Genomic DNA, 16,242 nt, shown 5'->3' on the forward strand with positions numbered 1-16,242 from the left:
AGATGTGTATAAGAGACAGTATATACCCTATATAAATTTTTTAAACATTTGTTAAACTGACTATTAAAAAAGTTCACAAATTATTTTTTTATGAATCATTTAAACATTAACAAACATTGCGCGATTAATTCAAATTCGACTGATAACTTAAAGTTCACACACTTTTCAATTACTTGAAATAATCCTTTTCATTCATATAGGTTAAATTGAATTTTTATCAGAATAGTATTAATCTATAAGTGTAGTAAGTATTTAACGAAGGAATGTTTTACAAATGAAAGCAGCAGTATGGTATGGTCAAAAAGATGTTCGCGTGGAAGATCGCGAGCCTAAGCAATTACAAGACAACGAAGTTAAAGTAAAAGTATCGTGGGCAGGTATTTGCGGTACAGACTTACATGAATATTTAGAAGGACCTGTCTTTATTTCTACAGATAAACCTGACCCATTCTTAGGTCAAAAAGCACCTGTAACGTTAGGTCACGAATTCGCAGGTGTTGTAGAAGAAGTTGGTAAAGATGTAACTAAATATAAAAAAGGCGACCGTGTCGTTGGTAACCCAACTGTTTCAAAACGTGAAAAAGACGAAAGTGTAGACTTATACGATGGCTATTCATTCATCGGTTTAGGTTCAGATGGTGGTTTCGCAGAATTCACTAACGCGCCTGAAGAAAATGTTTATACATTATCTGAAAATGTTTCAGATAAAGAAGGTGCATTAGTAGAACCAACAGCTGTAGCAGTACAAGCTGTTAAAGAAGGTAATTTACTATTTGGTGATACTGTCGCTATCTTTGGAGCTGGCCCAATTGGCTTATTAACAGTTGTTGCAGCTAAAGCAGCTGGCGCAAGCAAAATCTTCGTCTTCGATTTATCAGAAGAACGTTTAGCAAAAGCGAAAGAAGTTGGTGCAACTCACGTTATCAATTCTGGTAATACTAACCCTGTGGAATTCATTAATGAACATACTGAAAATGGCGTAGACGTTACTTTTGAAGTAGCTGGTGTCGGCGTAACATTATCTCAATCAGTACAAGTTACTCGTCCTAGAGGTACAGTTGTTATCGTTTCTATCTTCGCTCACGAAGTAGACTTCGACCCAATGTTATTAACTAACTCTGGCGTACACTTAGCATCAACAATTGCTTATTCACCAACTACATTCCAACAAACAATCGATTTAATTGCGAACGGTAGCTTAGACGTTAAGAGCGTAGTTACTGACGAAATCGAATTAGAAAACATCGTTGAATCTGGATTCGAACAATTAGTGAATGATAAATCACAAGCTAAAATCCTCGTTAAATTAAACGGATAAATTTAAATACTCATCAATCAAAAGTATGGCTTGAGGGCGTTTTCCAATGAGAACACCCCAAGCCTTTTTAATTATTTATCATGCATGCCTTTGCCTTCTAATATATGATCAACATATTTATCTACTCTACTTTGTCGTGTTTGGCTACGTTTGGCTTGGTTAATATAGTAAATATATTGATGTTGTCTTCCAGGTGTAAGTTGATAAAATGCTTTTTCAAATTCTGGCATTTCATCAAATTTATGTTGTAATTCTTCAGGAATTATATAATCTTCAACATGTTTTAAAGCCACTTTTTTTCCAGCTTTTTCAACTTTAATTGCTTCATTAATATAATATAGAATTTCTTCTTGTCGTTCTTTAATCTCCTCTAATGTATTAAATCTTAATTGTCTTGCTGCCTGAACCTTCTCTGTTTGTTGAATAAGTGTGTGGTAAGGGTCATCTAAGATAGCGCCCTTGTGAAATAACAATGCTACATAATGCTTAAACCCATGAATTAATACTACATTTTTGTTATTCAATGTATAACATGGGTGCATCCATTTGTAAGTTTCTTCTAACTCAGTTCTCTCAAATATCAAATTTCTTAAATATTGATACGCTTCTTTCCATTGACTTTCTTTTTCTAAAAAAGTTAAAACATCTGGATTTGCCTCTTTCTGAGTCATTCGATACACCTTCTTCATATAAATATAAAACGATATAATTATTATAATATGATTAATTCTAATCAACTATAAATAACACAATAATTTGTAAAATACTAAAATCATAAATTGACTAATTTATCGATATGAGTATAATTATATTGTGTAATTTTTAATAAATATTAAAATGAATAAAGGGAGATTTTATGGGACAGAATAACAACAATAGCAATAAGATCAATCTGACTCAACTAGTCTTACTTGGGTTAGGTGGTTTAATCGGTTCCGGATGGCTCTTTGGTGCGTGGGAAGCCTCTTCAGTGGCTGGACCAGCATCGATTATCTCTTGGATAATTGGATTTATCGTCATCGGATCCATTTCATATAACTATATCGAAATTGGAACAATGTTTCCGCAATCAGGTGGTATGAGTAACTACGCCCAGTACACACACGGCTCTCTATTAGGATTTATTGCAGCGTGGGCAAACTGGGTATCACTTGTAACTATCATTCCTATTGAAGCGGTATCAGCCGTTCAATATATTAGTTCTTGGCCTTGGGACTGGGCTAAGCCGACATCTGCATTAATGCATAACGGAACAATTAGCACGGTAGGTCTATTTACCGTTTATGCGATTATTATTATCTTTTCACTGTTAAACTATTGGTCAGTGAAATTATTAACATCATTTACAAGTTTAATTTCTATATTTAAACTCGGCGTACCTTTATTAACAATCATTATGTTAATGATTTCTGGTTTCGATACGAGTAATTACGGTTCATCGATAAGTGAATTTATGCCGTATGGTAGTGCACCAATCTTTGCGGCTACTACAACATCAGGTATCATTTTCTCATTTAATGCTTTCCAAACAATCATTAATATGGGTTCTGAAATTAAAAATCCTGAAAAGAATATTGCACGTGGTATCGCGATTTCTTTAACATTAAGTGCGATTTTATATGTAGTTTTACAAAGTACATTTATCACATCAATGCCTCAATCAATGATTCACGAGCATGGTTGGCACGGCATTAATTTCAACTCGCCTTTCGCTGATATGGCAATTCTATTAGGCTTAAACTGGTTAGCTATTTTACTTTACATTGAAGCCGTAGTTTCACCATTTGGTACAGGTGTATCTTTCGTCGCAATTACAGGGCGCGTGTTAAACGCAATGGAGAAAAATGGACATATTCCTAAATTCTTAGGAAAAATTAATTCAAAATATAACATCCCACGTGTAGCAATTGTCTTTAATGCCATTGTAAGTATGATTATGGTAACGTTGTTCCGTGACTGGGGAGTACTTGCAGCAGTAATTTCAACTGCAACATTAGTTGCTTATTTAACTGGTCCAACGACAGTTATTGCTTTACGTAAGATGGGTCCTAAATTACACCGTCCATTCCGAGGTGCATTATTAAAATTCATGGCACCATTCTCATTCGTTTTAGCATCACTAGCAATCTATTGGGCAATGTGGCCAACAACTGCCGAAGTCATCTTTATTATTATTTTAGGTTTACCAATTTATTTCTTCTATGAATATCAAATGAATTGGAGTAATACTAAAAAACAAATCGGTGGTAGTTTATGGATTATCGTTTACTTAATTCTGTTAGCTACAATGTCATTTATTGGTAGTAAAGAATTTAATGGTATTAATTTAATCCATTACCCTTACGATTTCATCGTTATTATTGTCATTGCTTGTATCTTCTATAAACTTGGTACAATCAGTCACTTTGAAAGTATTTATTTCAAACGCGCAAAACGTATTAATAAAAAAATGAAAGAAGATACAATGGAGACAACATCACAAGACGCTAATCAACAACGACCTGAGAAATAGGTAAGGTTTAGAAGTGAGACAGAGATTAATTTAGATTCCTGTCTTACTTCTATTTTTTTATGCTTTTTTAATGGTAAAGTAAGGATAAATAGCTTATAGGAAGTGGTGATGAAATGGTCACAATTCAAACTCGTGGTGGCAGTATTAGAGGTATTGAAAAAGATAGTTTACATATGTTTTTAGGTATTCCCTACGCTTATCCTCCTATTAAAAATCGTCGTTTCAAACACTCTGAATTAGTAACGACTTGGGATAACATCATTGAGGCTTCAGCTTTTCAAAGTATCCCTCCCCAACCTGACAATAAGTTAGAAGCATTCTTTTCTTCTAAACCAGCCTCATTCAACCAGAGTGAAGATTGTTTATATTTAAATATTTGGTCGCAAAATAATCAACTTAAAAATAAACCAGTTATGATTTATTTTTACGGTGGCGGTTTTATTAATGGTCATGGTTCTGCCGAATTGTACACGCCTGAACATATCGTTCAACAACACGATGTGATAGTCGTGACATTTAATTATCGCTTAGGCGCTTTAGGTTATTTAGACTGGTCCTACTTCAATCAAAGCTATTAGAAAAATAATGGTCTATCCGATCAAATTAACGTTTTAAAATGGGTTCATCGTTTTATTAAAGACTTCGGTGGCGATCCTCACAACGTTACCTTAATAGGTCAGTCTGCAGGAAGTATGAGTATAATGACATTGATGCAACAACCTGAGTTAGATATGTACTATCGGAAAGTCATATTATTAAGTGGTACTTTACAACTTGATACACCACAAATTGGCTATTTGAAAGCACAACATTTTGATAAATTGAGAGAACAATATTTTCCAAATAAAGAGATAGAAGAGTTAACAGATAATGAAATACTAAAATTAATGGAAGAAGATGAAAGCGTTAGAGGGAAATCTAAAGGGTTGGAACTTATTTATGCCCCCATTGATGATACAACAATGTACCGTTCCCTTTCTGAATTCACTAAGCCAGTTGTTGTTAGTTATACCCAGAATGAAGGGGATTGTTATATTCGCAATGAGTCGCGCAAATTAGCACCCTAACGATTTGTAGAGGTCATGAAATTAAATGATGTTACGATTAATATTGAAGAAGCTCAAACGGGTCAGCAACAAGCGCAAGTTGTCACGGACTTATATTTCAAACAGCCTGCCTTACAATTTCTAGATAACTTGAAGAATAATCCTCATAAATGGTTAGTACGTTTCGATTGGTCGTTATCATCTCATTCAGATTTCAAAAGTGCGTATCATATTTTAGATTTAATCTTTTGGTTTGGGAAAATGGAAATTTTAAACGCACACAATGTTAAAAATTTAACTTCTGAAATAGCGTTAAGTCAACAAATAATGAATGATTTAGCCTATTTCGCAAAGAATAGCACCATGCCATGGACACCATATTCCATTCATCATACCCAACCACATGTATATATATAATAAAAATAAAAAGGTTGAGCCATTAATATAAAAAATGGTTCAACCTTTAGTTATGGCAGTAGTTGTCTAAAATAAAGAGACGTTCAAGCCTCACTTTCTTTATTCCTAGTCAACCTTGCCGGGGTGGGGCGACGAAATCTTTGAAATTACATTAGATTTCTGCCCCACTCCCTAGATTTCTGTCCTGTTCCCTAGATTTCTGCCCCACTCCCTTGAACATTAATTTTTAGCGTAGTGATAATTTTTCAATGTAAGTACGACGATTAAGCCTACAAAGCCGATAAAGGCACTTACTAACGTGACCGCTTCGACAGAAATGTTAGATACTACAAGTCCGCCTATGATGCCACCAAAACCGATGCCTGCATTAAGACAAGACATATTCCAACTCATCACTTGGCTTGTGTCACCTTCGACATGTTCAATAATCCCACTTTGAATTGCTGGGTTAGTACTCCATTGAACGATATTCCAAATAAAGAGTCCAATTAATAATAAAACTGTCGTAGATAATATTAAATTGACGATTAACATCATCACAGTAAAGACTGAAAAGGCAATGATTAGCCAACGCTTACTTGTTAGTTTGTCCGCTAAGACGCCACCTAATGATGTACCAACAACACCTGCCACGCCATTCACTAATAACGCTAATGATACATATCCCATGCTATGGCCATTTTCCAAAATAAGTGGATTAATATAGACAAAAGTTACAGAATTAGCAATAAGAATTAACAGAGTAATCGCTAAGTATTTCACAATTTCTGCAGGACGTAAAATACGAGAAGACGACTGATTATCCTCTGTCACTTGATTAAACATTCGATTCGCATCGTTAAGCTCTCCTGTAGTTGGTAAATATTTCAACATTAGTAAACCAGCAAGAAGGCTGATTACAATAATAAAAACGAATGTAAAACGCCAACCAATCCAATCACCTATCATTGTTCCAATAGGCACCCCGAAAACGTTAGCCCCACTAAAGCCAGTGTAGACGACGCCGATCATTTTACCTCTATTCTTTGGAACAGTAAGCATTGCAGTTAAAGCAAGCACTTTTACAATAATGAGAGAAGCGGCTGCTGAAGATAAGATACGTCCAATGACTAAAATAGTGAAATTAGGCGCTATCGCAATGATACCGTTGCCCACGATAAACGCTACCAACGTCCATAGTAAAACTGAACGTGCAGGAAAGCGGTTGGTTAACTTAACTAAAATAGGTCCACAAATCGCAAATGTTAGTGCGTAAAGCGTAACAAGTTGACCAATAATTGGTTCTGAAACGCCTAGGTCGTCACTCATAAGATTCATGATACCGGCGACCATCATTTCAACCATGCCTACGATGAAGACACTAATAATGAATGTCGCTATGCGCATGACAGACATGTTATTTACTCCTTTCGTTGTGTTATTTATACAAATATTGCTCATTAATAAATATAATCTCCTAAAAATAAAAAAACAGCTACAAACTATTTTCCAAGTATTATAACTGTTCTATTATATAATATTCAATTGTAATTTTCTTCAAAAAGGTTTTAATGCACTTTTTCATTATCTTTTAAATATTCGTTAATCATTCACTTTCATGTTCGTTACTTTTTATTGGGGATTCGCGTGCTACTAACTGATGTCGTGCATTAAAGAATTGGTTATAACTTAAATAAGTTGCAATTAAAGCTGACATGATAGTGGCAGTAGTATGAATAAACATCACAAGCAGTTGAAATTTAATCGCTTGTAATGGTGGAGTTCCTCCAATAATTAGCCCCGTCATCATACCTGGAATTGATACTAAACCATATGTTTTAACGGAATCAATCGTTGGTACGATTGCTAGACGTATACTTTCTCTGATTGATTCTTTAGAAGCAAGCTTAGGTGTGGCAGCTAATGTTAACTTAGATTCAATGTCAGTGACATCTTTGACAAAGGCACGGTCTAAATTCTGATAGGCTAAATTAATAGCAATTAAACCGTTGTTAGCCAACATACCCCCGATAGGAATAACTTCATTGGCTTTAAAATCAATCGCGCCTGCTAATACTGTAGCTGTTAAAGGTAACGCTGTACCGATAAAAATAGCTGTGAAAGAAATGAAAAATACATGATGCATCACAGGTGACGCTCGGTTAATCGTATTCCATGAAGTATTCACAATAATGACAAGGACGGCTAGAATAAGAATCCATGCTTCGTCTATTTTAAAAATATAGTGAAGCACAAAACCTAAAATAATCAGTTGAACGACGGCACGAATAGACGCTACAACTAAATCTTTAATGATATGCAAGCCTTCTTTATAGGAAATAAAGATAGGTATTAATAGTAATAATGCAGTTAAACAGAGGGCTGTATTACTCATCCTGATTCAAGTCCTCCTCTTTAGTAATCTGTCCATCGGCAATCGTAATTCTTCTTTGAAAATAACGCATACTTTCGTCATCACTATGTGTTATCCATAAAATTGCGACACCTTCACGTGCTAATTCAAAAATAATGTCCTCAATCTTTTCTTTATTATGTGTATCCAATGCGCTTGTAGATTCATCTAACAATAAGATTTCAGGACGATACATTAACTGACGTGCGATTGTAATTCTTTGTCGTTCCCCACCAGATAGATGCTCAATGCGATCATTAAGTTTATAATGACCTAAACTAACTTTCTCGAGCAATTGCTGCGCCTTCTCTTCATCAAAGTCATCTCCATGTGCAAGCGATGGAAACGCCATATTATCCCTTATCGTTTCACCAAATAATTGGCTCTGTTGCATCAAATAACTAATTTTCGAGCGTAATTCTTCGGGTGGATAATCATTATAAGGCTTTCCCTTGAAAAGTAGATCCCCCTTCGTAGGGCTTATTAAATTGTTGATTTGTTTAAGAAATGTACTCTTGCCACTTCCAGATGGACCTATAATAGCTACTGTTTCTCCCGCTTCCAATTGAAAGTTAACATCATCTAATATTATCCTTCTATCCGCTTTATAAGTCAGATGTTTCACTTCTAATAACATAGCCGTCCCTCCTCTTCCTCATTATTTACAACACTAAATTAAATCATTATACAAAAATATTTTTTATATTAATTAATTTTTTCCTTTATAATAACAAAAAAGAAGCGGTTAAGTGTAACTCAAGTTCATCTCTTGAGCTCCACTCTCCCACTTCTCTGTCATCATTTATTTCCACAACATCGTGGCAATAATAGTAATATAGGATATGCCGTTATTAATCATATGTAGTACAATCGTTGTGGCAAGATTCCGTCCACTAAAATGATAAGCTACAACGAAACCTGTTGCCATAATGATATATGGACCTATTTCAAATATTGAAGATGCGCTTAATACATGTAAACTTGCAAAAAATACAACTGAAACTACGTACATTAACCCGTACGTTAATTTCTTACCCAATTCATGAATAATGAGATGTCTAAACAATAATTCTTCTACGATAGGTGTAACGATGACGATATCTAAAAAGAGTATCGGCCAAATCCAAGTCGTTTTGAATAATTGAATAATTTGTTTATTATTCTCCGTCTCATCGAACTGGTATTTCTTAGGTAAGAATTCCATTCCAAATGCATACGCATAATTTAACAAATACATCGCAATGAACACGACAACAATGAGTATGATATGCTTTTTCAAATCTTTAAACCGTTGAATTGCCAATGGAATAAGTGTTTTACGATGCATTAAGTAAAATAAAAGCAACACTAAACACTGGCCTATTAATGCGAATACTTGACTAATTCCCATGGCCTTTCGCATATATTCATTTTCAGAACTGCTACCTGTTAACAAAACCATAAACAACATCGCAAAAATTGACAATACAAGTGGTAATAATATATTAAATCCCAAGTATCCTGGTATTAACCAAAAGTCACGTTTAACTACGCGTTTAGAGGCAAACTCATTCTTTAGTGGTGGCTTCTGTGAAAGTGATTGTGAATCTTTATATTCCGAAGTCATATTTTTCTCCTTTTCTTCTTATCTTTGAAAAGTAAGTTACCTAATTCTTTTCAAATATTAAAAGAACCTTTCAATCATTGTAATAATAAATATCACTAATTGTACAGAGCTATGGTACAAATAAGATGCAGCTAAATTTTTACCACTATATAAATAAACGAAGATTGCGCCTATTGATAATATCATGTACGGTATTATCTCCATTATTGAAATTAAATCATACACATGCAAAATGACTTCAATAAACAAGCTTAAAATAATAACGAAGGCGAGATTCCACTTTTTACCTAGTTCATGAATAATTAAATGTCTTAGTATTAATTCTTCAACTAAAGGTCTCAAGATAACCATACTCATAAAAGTAAATATTATTGCTGTAGGATGATTAAATAGTCCTTCTAGCCGAATGAGTGCTTGCGTCTTTTCATATCCTAAAGGCGACGGCATAACTTGTGCTAAAGCATTAAAACCAAAGTATAAAATTAAGCTAATGACAATTACACATGCTATTACGCCCATGTATTGTTGTTTAACATAATACAACTGGCGTCGCGCAACATTTGCGATATAAAACTTATGTAAGACAAAAAATGCTCCAATCGCAATAAACTGTGCGATAACGAAACTCATACTTAATGTTAAATTATATAAATATAATGGTGGCGGATCTTGGGTAATCATCGCCGTCACGCCTAGAACACCAAATACGATAATAATTGGCATTAATATTTGGAAAAATATATAAATAGGAAGTAATAGAAAATCTTTCTTTACAATGTCGTCAGTCCCCCATCGATTTCTCGGAACCACACGCGCTACAACTTCTTTATTCATAACACACCTCAATAATTTCTTTGCTTAACCTTACCACAGAAAACTAATTATTATTTTATATTTTAAATTGTAACAAAGTTGCGATTATAAAAATTTTAAAATTTATTAAAAATTTGAATTGTAAAAAAGAAGTGTTGGTGTATGATTGAAAATGTAAAAGGATATAAGGGGGAAATTATAATTGTTATCATTACTTACAACAATGCAATTTATTGTAAACGTTATGATTTTTATAATCGTAATTGCAGTAATCGTCCTTGCTTTGATTTTCCTATTCAAAGATAAAGGGCAATCACAACATAGTGTATTACGTAATTATCCAGTTCTAGGACGTGTGCGTTATTTAGCCGAGAAAATCGGTCCAGAATTACGTCAATATCTATTTGCGAATGATACAGAGGGGAAACCATTTTCAAGAAATCAATATACCAATATTGTCTTAGCCGGCAAATATAATACACGCATGTCAAGCTTCGGTACACAACGTGATTATGAAGAAGGTTTCTATATTCGTAACACGATGTTTCCGCTACAAAGAAATGAACTTCATATCGATAATTCTTCAATGATTTCAACTTTTGTGTATACAGTGGATAATGAGCGATTGTTTAAAAGAGATGAACATCGTGATAGAAAAGATATTGATCCATACTATTTATCATCAGACAATGCGGTAGTCTTAGGTAAAGAACTGGCGCATCCATTTAAAATCAAGCGTTTAGTAGGACAATCGGGGATGAGTTATGGTGCGCTAGGTGGGCGTGCAATTACCGCATTATCACAAGGATTAGCGCGTGCTGGTACATGGATGAACACAGGCGAAGGTGGTTTATCAGAATACCATCTAAAAGGTGGTGGCGATATTATCTTCCAAATTGGCCCAGGATTATTTGGTGTTCGCGATAAAGATGGTAACTTTAGCGATGATAAGTTTGTAGAAATGGCGCAACATAAAGAAGTTAAAGCCTTTGAACTTAAACTGGCTCAAGGCGCAAAAACACGTGGTGGCCATATGGAAGCTAATAAAGTGACAGAAGAAATTGCTCAAATTAGAAATATTGAACCATACAAAACAGTTAACTCACCTAACCGCTTCGAGTTTATCAACTCTCCAGAGGACTTATTAAAATTCGTAGATAAGATCCGTCAATTAGGCCAAAAACCAGTGGGCTTTAAAATCGTTGTAAGCAAAGTCGAAGAAATCGAGAAACTTGTTCAAACAATGATTCAACTTGAAATCTATCCAGACTTTATTACTGTCGATGGTGGTGAAGGTGGCACGGGAGCCACGTTCCAAGAGCTTCAAGATGGTGTCGGCTTACCGCTATTTACTGCCCTACCTATCGTGTCAGGTGTATTAGAACGCTATAAAGTGCGTGATAAGATGAAGATTTTCGCTTCAGGAAAATTAATCACCCCTGACAAAGTAGCCATCGCTTTAGGACTAGGAGCAGACTTAGTGAACATCGCCCGCGGTATGATGATTAGCGTTGGTTGTATTATGAGCCAACAATGTCATCTTAATACTTGTCCTGTGGGTGTAGCGACAACAGACCCTAAGAAAGAGAAAGCTTTAATTGTAGAAGAAAAACAATATCGAGTAACCAACTACATCACAAGCTTACACGAAGGATTATTTAATATTGCTGCTGCAGTAGGCGTTAAAAGTCCAGATGAGATTACAAGTGACCATATCGTAATCAAACGTAAAGATGGCTCTATTGAAAATATCGCAAATTATAAACTTAAACTAATCGATTAAATTTTAAACTACATCACTTACGAGGTTGAGGTTGAGACGTTAATTATTTGTGCTTTGGGAGACAAATAAACGGCGTCCCAACCTCTCCTTTTTAATTCCTAGTAATTTGGTTTGATTTAAATCGAAACTGCGGTATAATATAATTAAAAATATCAGAATTTTCTATCAATTGGAGGTTTTACTTATGTCAGAACAACATTCAAACTGGAAATTTGAGACTCAAACGATTCATGCTGGTCAAGAAGTTGATGAATTCTCAAAATCTCGTGCCGTTCCAATCTATCAAACTTCAAGCTATGTTTTTGATAACACGCAACATGCCCAAGACTTGTTTTCACTTGCTAAACCCGGCAATATTTATACACGTATTATGAATCCTACGCAAAACGTCTTTGAAGAACGTATCACTCAACTTGAAGGCGGTGTAGGCGCCTTAGCGACATCTTCTGGACAAGCTGCTATTACACTTGCGTTATTAAACATTGTAGAATCAGGTTCAGAAATTGTTGCTTCATCTAATCTTTATGGTGGTTCATACAATTTACTTCATATTACCTTTGAAAAGTTAGGCATTAAAGTTCATTTCGTCGATCCAAGTAACCCAGATAATTTTAAATCTGCCATCAATGAACACACACGCGCAGTGTATGCCGAAACAATTGGCAACCCAGCAATTGATGTATTAGATATTGAAGCGGTTGCGAAGATTGCACACGATAATGGCGTACCTTTAGTGATTGATAATACGTTCGCTTCTCCTTACTTATGCCGTCCATTTGAACACGGCGCTGATGTGGTTATCCATTCTGCCACTAAATTTATTGGTGGTCATGGGACATCTATTGGTGGGGTTATTGTAGATAGCGGTAAGTTCAACTGGGATAATAGTAAATTCCCAGGTTTAGTTGAACCTGATCCAAGTTATCATGGTATTTCTTATACTAACGATGTTGGAGAAGCAGCTTATATCACTAAAGCACGTGTTCAATTATTACGTGATTTAGGTTCAGCCGTCTCTCCTTATAACGTTCATGAGTTCTTAATTGGACTTGAAACACTTCATTTACGCATGGAGCGTCATTCTGAAAATGCCCTAAAAGTAGCGCAATTCCTTGACCAACACCCTAAAGTAACGTGGGTAAATTATCCAGGACTTGAAAACAGTAAATATCACCATTTAGCTAATAAATATTTACCTAAAGGCCAAGGCGCAATTTTAACTTTCGGCGTAGATGGTTCTATCGAGGATATCGCACACTTTGTTGATAAGTTACAATTATTCTCACTATTAGCTAACGTTGGTGATTCAAAATCATTAGTCATCCATCCGGCTAGCACAACACATCAACAATTAACTGAAGAAGAACAACGTCAGTCAGGCGTACTTCCAGAAATGGTTCGTCTATCTATCGGAACTGAAAATGTAGAAGATATTATCCAAGACCTCGACGAAGCGCTAAATTCAATCTAAAAATTAAAGGTTGGGTCATTAATTATGCAAGTTTTGAGCAACTGCTTACAAGCATCTCAAAATATAATTAATTTTCCAACCTTCTTATTAATCATCTGTCATATTACTTTTTTGAGTGAATCCCATGCGTTTTAATTGTCTTACTGTACCTTCCATATTAACCTTCTTATCATTTTTAGAGGTTAAGGCTAATGAGAAGTATTGTTTGATTTGCTTAATATCACCCTTTGTATAATCAATATCTATATTTTCCACCCATTTACCATGATTATTCTCTAAACGATATGTTACACCTTTTAAATGTTTTAACGGACGGTTCTCTTTAAACGCATCCTCACCTTCTTTTTTCGACATGCCCAAATCATTATATTTCAATGTGCTCACTGTCGATTGTTTGACCACCTTATTCTTCTTATAAGATAGCGTCGTTAAGACATGTTTACCTTCCACATTCCCCTCGTATGTTTTAGAACGCTCTTTACTACAAGCTCCTAATATACCTACGCTTAATACTAAGATTATCGTTAACGTTAAGAATTTTTTCATCTTATTCATCTACTTCCTACTATGTATATTTCAACTAAATTATATCTCATTATCTATAACATTACCTTATACTTTCTATTACAAACACTTTTTTCAGAAAATTAAATCTAGGCATGCTACAATGACAGTAACTATTTCTATTAGGAGCGTGTGAAAATGAAGGAATCAATCGAATTACTCAAATCATTAACAGATGTTAATGGTATCGCTGGTTATGAACATAATGTTAAAGAGAAAATGCGTGAGTATCTCGAACCAGTTAGCGATGAAATTATTGAAGATGGTTTGGGGGGCATTTTCGGGAAGAAAGAAAGTGAAAATGGTACTAAATCATTAATGGTGGCAGGTCATTTAGATGAAATTGGCTTTATTGTAACTAAAATCGATAAAGACGGCTTTATCAAGTTCCAACCGATTGGTGGTTGGTGGAATCAAGTCATGCTATCACAAAAAGTGACTATTACAACTGACGATGGTACGGAAATACGTGGTATTATTGGTTCTAAACCACCTCATGCACTAAGCGTTGAAGAAAGAAAACAACCTGTTCAAATCAAAGATATGTTTATCGATATTGGTGTACGAAGCAAAGAAGACGCGGAACAACACGGTATCGAGGTTGGTAATATGATTACGCCTTATAGCGAATTTGAACAATTAGCTAATGGTAAATATTTAACAGCTAAAGCGTTTGATAATCGTTATGGTTGTGCATTAGCTATTGATGTATTAAACAACCTGAAAGATGAAAATATCGGCATAAATGTTTATGCTGGAGGGACAGTACAAGAAGAAGTAGGCTTACGTGGTGCGAAAGTAGCTGCTAACAAGATTAAACCTGATCTAGCCATTGCGGTTGATGTAGCGGTCGCTTACGATACACCAGGAATGGCTAACCTAGGCAGTGATACGGCCATTGGCAACGGTCCTGTCGTCATATTAATGGATGCTTCTAACGTTGCACATCAAGGCTTACGTCAACACATTAAAGAAGTCGCTAAGAAACATTATATTACGGTACAATGGGATACAACGCCAGGCGGTGGCACAGATGCAGGAAGTCTCCATGTCGCTAATGAAGGCATTCCAACTATCTCAATTGGTGTAGCACTACGTTACATGCACTCTAATGTTTCAGTACTTCACACTGATGATTATGAAAATTCAGTACGCCTAGTTACAGAAATCATACGCTCACTTAACGACGACGCATATGATAAAATTAAATGGTAATGAATAACTTATTAAATATTAAAAGGCTGAGCCATAAATAAAAATGGTTCAGCCTTTAGTGTTAGCAATAATAGTCTGAGATAAAATTAAAACATTAATAATGTGTGCTTTGAAAAACCGATAAACGGTGTTCCAACCTTTCTCTTATTCTACTGAGTCTTTCCAACTATTGTCACTTAACATTTCGCCTGGCCAAGTATATGCCATGACACCTCCGTCAATACGAATCGTTTCTCCAGTCACAAATGAACTATCATCTGAGGCTAAGAACGCAACGAGTTTACCTACTTCGTCTGCTTTACCTAATCGACCAAGTGGCGTTACCCATTTTTGATCATCACGGAATGTTTTACCCGCTTCATCTTCTTCTGTACCTGCTAAGTTATCAACTAATGGTGTTTCAATTGTACCTGGCGCAATCGCATTAGCACGAATATTCTCACGACCATATTCAATCGCAATTGATTTCGTGAAATTAATGACTGCCCCTTTCGCCGCATTGTAACCTGAACGATATAAGTCTGCTGCTTGACCTGAGAATGAAGATGTATTAATAATTGAGCCACCATGTTCCATCATTAAAGGTAATAAGAATTTCGTTACTAAGAACGTTCCTCTCATATCAACTGCCATAATTTTATCGAACACTTCTACTGGATATTCGTGAATACGGCCAGCATTTTCATCGACACCCGCATTATTAAAGATAACATCAATGCGTCCATACTCTTTTTTCGCTTGATTGGCAAAATCTTGAACCTGTTTATCGTCTGAAATATCCACTTTATATGCCGTTGCTTTACCACCATTATTATTAATATCTGCCACTGTAGATTCAAGTTCATCTGAAATATCTAACGCTAAAATATGTGCACCTTCGTCGGCTAACACTTGAGCTGATGCTCGACCAATGCCGGTACTTGCCCCTGTAATAACTGCAATTTTATTTTCTAATCGTTTCATAGCGCATTCACTCCAATTTATAATTATCTGTTTAAAGATTCAAGTTTTATATAGTTCCTATGTTCCACTCTTAAAGCGTACTCAAACCCTTTCTGAAAATGATAGCGCTATATCTTACCCTCTCAATTTACTTATGTTAATT

At 35.2% G+C, this 16,242-nt stretch carries 13 protein-coding genes and 1 pseudogene; 6 read left to right on the forward strand and 8 right to left on the reverse strand.

All coding sequences use genetic code 11. The annotated features are described in order from the left end of the window. Window positions 1-274: 274 nt before the first annotated feature. On the forward strand, window positions 275-1,318 hold the full coding sequence (locus CD147_RS02115; RefSeq protein ID WP_103165798.1) for a 2,3-butanediol dehydrogenase: 1,044 nt from the start codon (window positions 275-277) through the stop codon (window positions 1,316-1,318). Between the two features lie 71 nt (window positions 1,319-1,389). Here the strand turns inward: CD147_RS02115 and CD147_RS02120 are convergent, their stop codons facing one another. Continuing rightward, on the reverse strand, window positions 1,390-1,989 hold the full coding sequence (locus tag CD147_RS02120; protein WP_103165799.1) for a YdeI/OmpD-associated family protein: 600 nt from the start codon (window positions 1,987-1,989) through the stop codon (window positions 1,390-1,392). A 185-nt stretch (window positions 1,990-2,174) separates the two neighbouring features. Here CD147_RS02120 and CD147_RS02125 point away from each other — a divergent pair, with 185 nt between their 5' ends. Next, on the forward strand, window positions 2,175-3,830 hold the full coding sequence (locus CD147_RS02125; protein WP_103165800.1) for an APC family permease: 1,656 nt from the start codon (window positions 2,175-2,177) through the stop codon (window positions 3,828-3,830). A gap of 113 nt (window positions 3,831-3,943) precedes the next feature. Next, a pseudogene (locus tag CD147_RS02130) lies at window positions 3,944-5,293 on the forward strand (carboxylesterase family protein). Window positions 5,294-5,512: 219 nt separating this feature from the next. On the opposite strand, the gene CD147_RS02135 reads toward CD147_RS02130, so the two are convergent. The 5 genes from CD147_RS02135 to lnsB form a co-directional block, all read right to left on the reverse strand. Continuing rightward, a complete protein-coding gene (locus tag CD147_RS02135) occupies window positions 5,513-6,733 on the reverse strand; it encodes an MFS transporter (protein ID WP_478050855.1) in 1,221 nt (406 codons plus the stop codon). A gap of 145 nt (window positions 6,734-6,878) precedes the next feature. Beyond that, window positions 6,879-7,667, reverse strand: coding sequence for an ABC transporter permease (locus tag CD147_RS02140; protein ID WP_103165802.1), 789 nt, complete (start codon window positions 7,665-7,667; stop codon window positions 6,879-6,881). After that, on the reverse strand, window positions 7,660-8,322 hold the full coding sequence (locus CD147_RS02145; protein WP_103165803.1) for an ABC transporter ATP-binding protein: 663 nt from the start codon (window positions 8,320-8,322) through the stop codon (window positions 7,660-7,662). Before CD147_RS02145 ends, CD147_RS02140 begins: the two co-directional genes overlap by 8 nt. A gap of 165 nt (window positions 8,323-8,487) precedes the next feature. Next, window positions 8,488-9,291 (reverse strand): CPBP family intramembrane glutamic endopeptidase, encoded by an 804-nt coding sequence (locus CD147_RS02150; protein WP_103165804.1) that lies wholly within the window; start codon window positions 9,289-9,291, stop codon window positions 8,488-8,490. A 57-nt stretch (window positions 9,292-9,348) separates the two neighbouring features. Further along, on the reverse strand, window positions 9,349-10,125 hold the full coding sequence (gene lnsB / locus CD147_RS02155) for a CPBP family lipoprotein N-acylation protein LnsB (protein WP_103165805.1): 777 nt from the start codon (window positions 10,123-10,125) through the stop codon (window positions 9,349-9,351). Between the two features lie 202 nt (window positions 10,126-10,327). Here lnsB and CD147_RS02160 point away from each other — a divergent pair, with 202 nt between their 5' ends. Beyond that, window positions 10,328-11,887, forward strand: coding sequence for an FMN-binding glutamate synthase family protein (locus tag CD147_RS02160; protein WP_103165809.1), 1,560 nt, complete (start codon window positions 10,328-10,330; stop codon window positions 11,885-11,887). Between the two features lie 184 nt (window positions 11,888-12,071). Continuing rightward, complete coding sequence (locus CD147_RS02165; RefSeq protein ID WP_103165806.1) at window positions 12,072-13,358, forward strand: O-acetylhomoserine aminocarboxypropyltransferase/cysteine synthase family protein; 1,287 nt, start codon at window positions 12,072-12,074, stop codon at window positions 13,356-13,358. 87 nt (window positions 13,359-13,445) lie between these two features. Here the strand turns inward: CD147_RS02165 and CD147_RS02170 are convergent, their stop codons facing one another. Beyond that, complete coding sequence (locus CD147_RS02170) at window positions 13,446-13,913, reverse strand: YehR family lipoprotein (protein WP_233643010.1); 468 nt, start codon at window positions 13,911-13,913, stop codon at window positions 13,446-13,448. Between the two features lie 147 nt (window positions 13,914-14,060). Here CD147_RS02170 and CD147_RS02175 point away from each other — a divergent pair, with 147 nt between their 5' ends. Continuing rightward, a complete protein-coding gene (locus CD147_RS02175) occupies window positions 14,061-15,137 on the forward strand; it encodes a M42 family metallopeptidase (protein ID WP_103165807.1) in 1,077 nt (358 codons plus the stop codon). 144 nt (window positions 15,138-15,281) lie between these two features. Here CD147_RS02175 and CD147_RS02180 read toward each other — a convergent pair whose 3' ends face one another. Next, window positions 15,282-16,100 carry an SDR family oxidoreductase gene (locus CD147_RS02180; protein WP_103165808.1) on the reverse strand — a complete coding sequence of 273 codons (819 nt, stop codon included), beginning with the start codon at window positions 16,098-16,100 and terminating at the stop codon, window positions 15,282-15,284. Between the last annotated feature and the right edge of the window lie 142 nt (window positions 16,101-16,242).

The sequence above is a fragment of the Staphylococcus devriesei genome (genome assembly GCF_002902625.1).
Lineage (GTDB): Bacteria > Bacillota > Bacilli > Staphylococcales > Staphylococcaceae > Staphylococcus > Staphylococcus devriesei.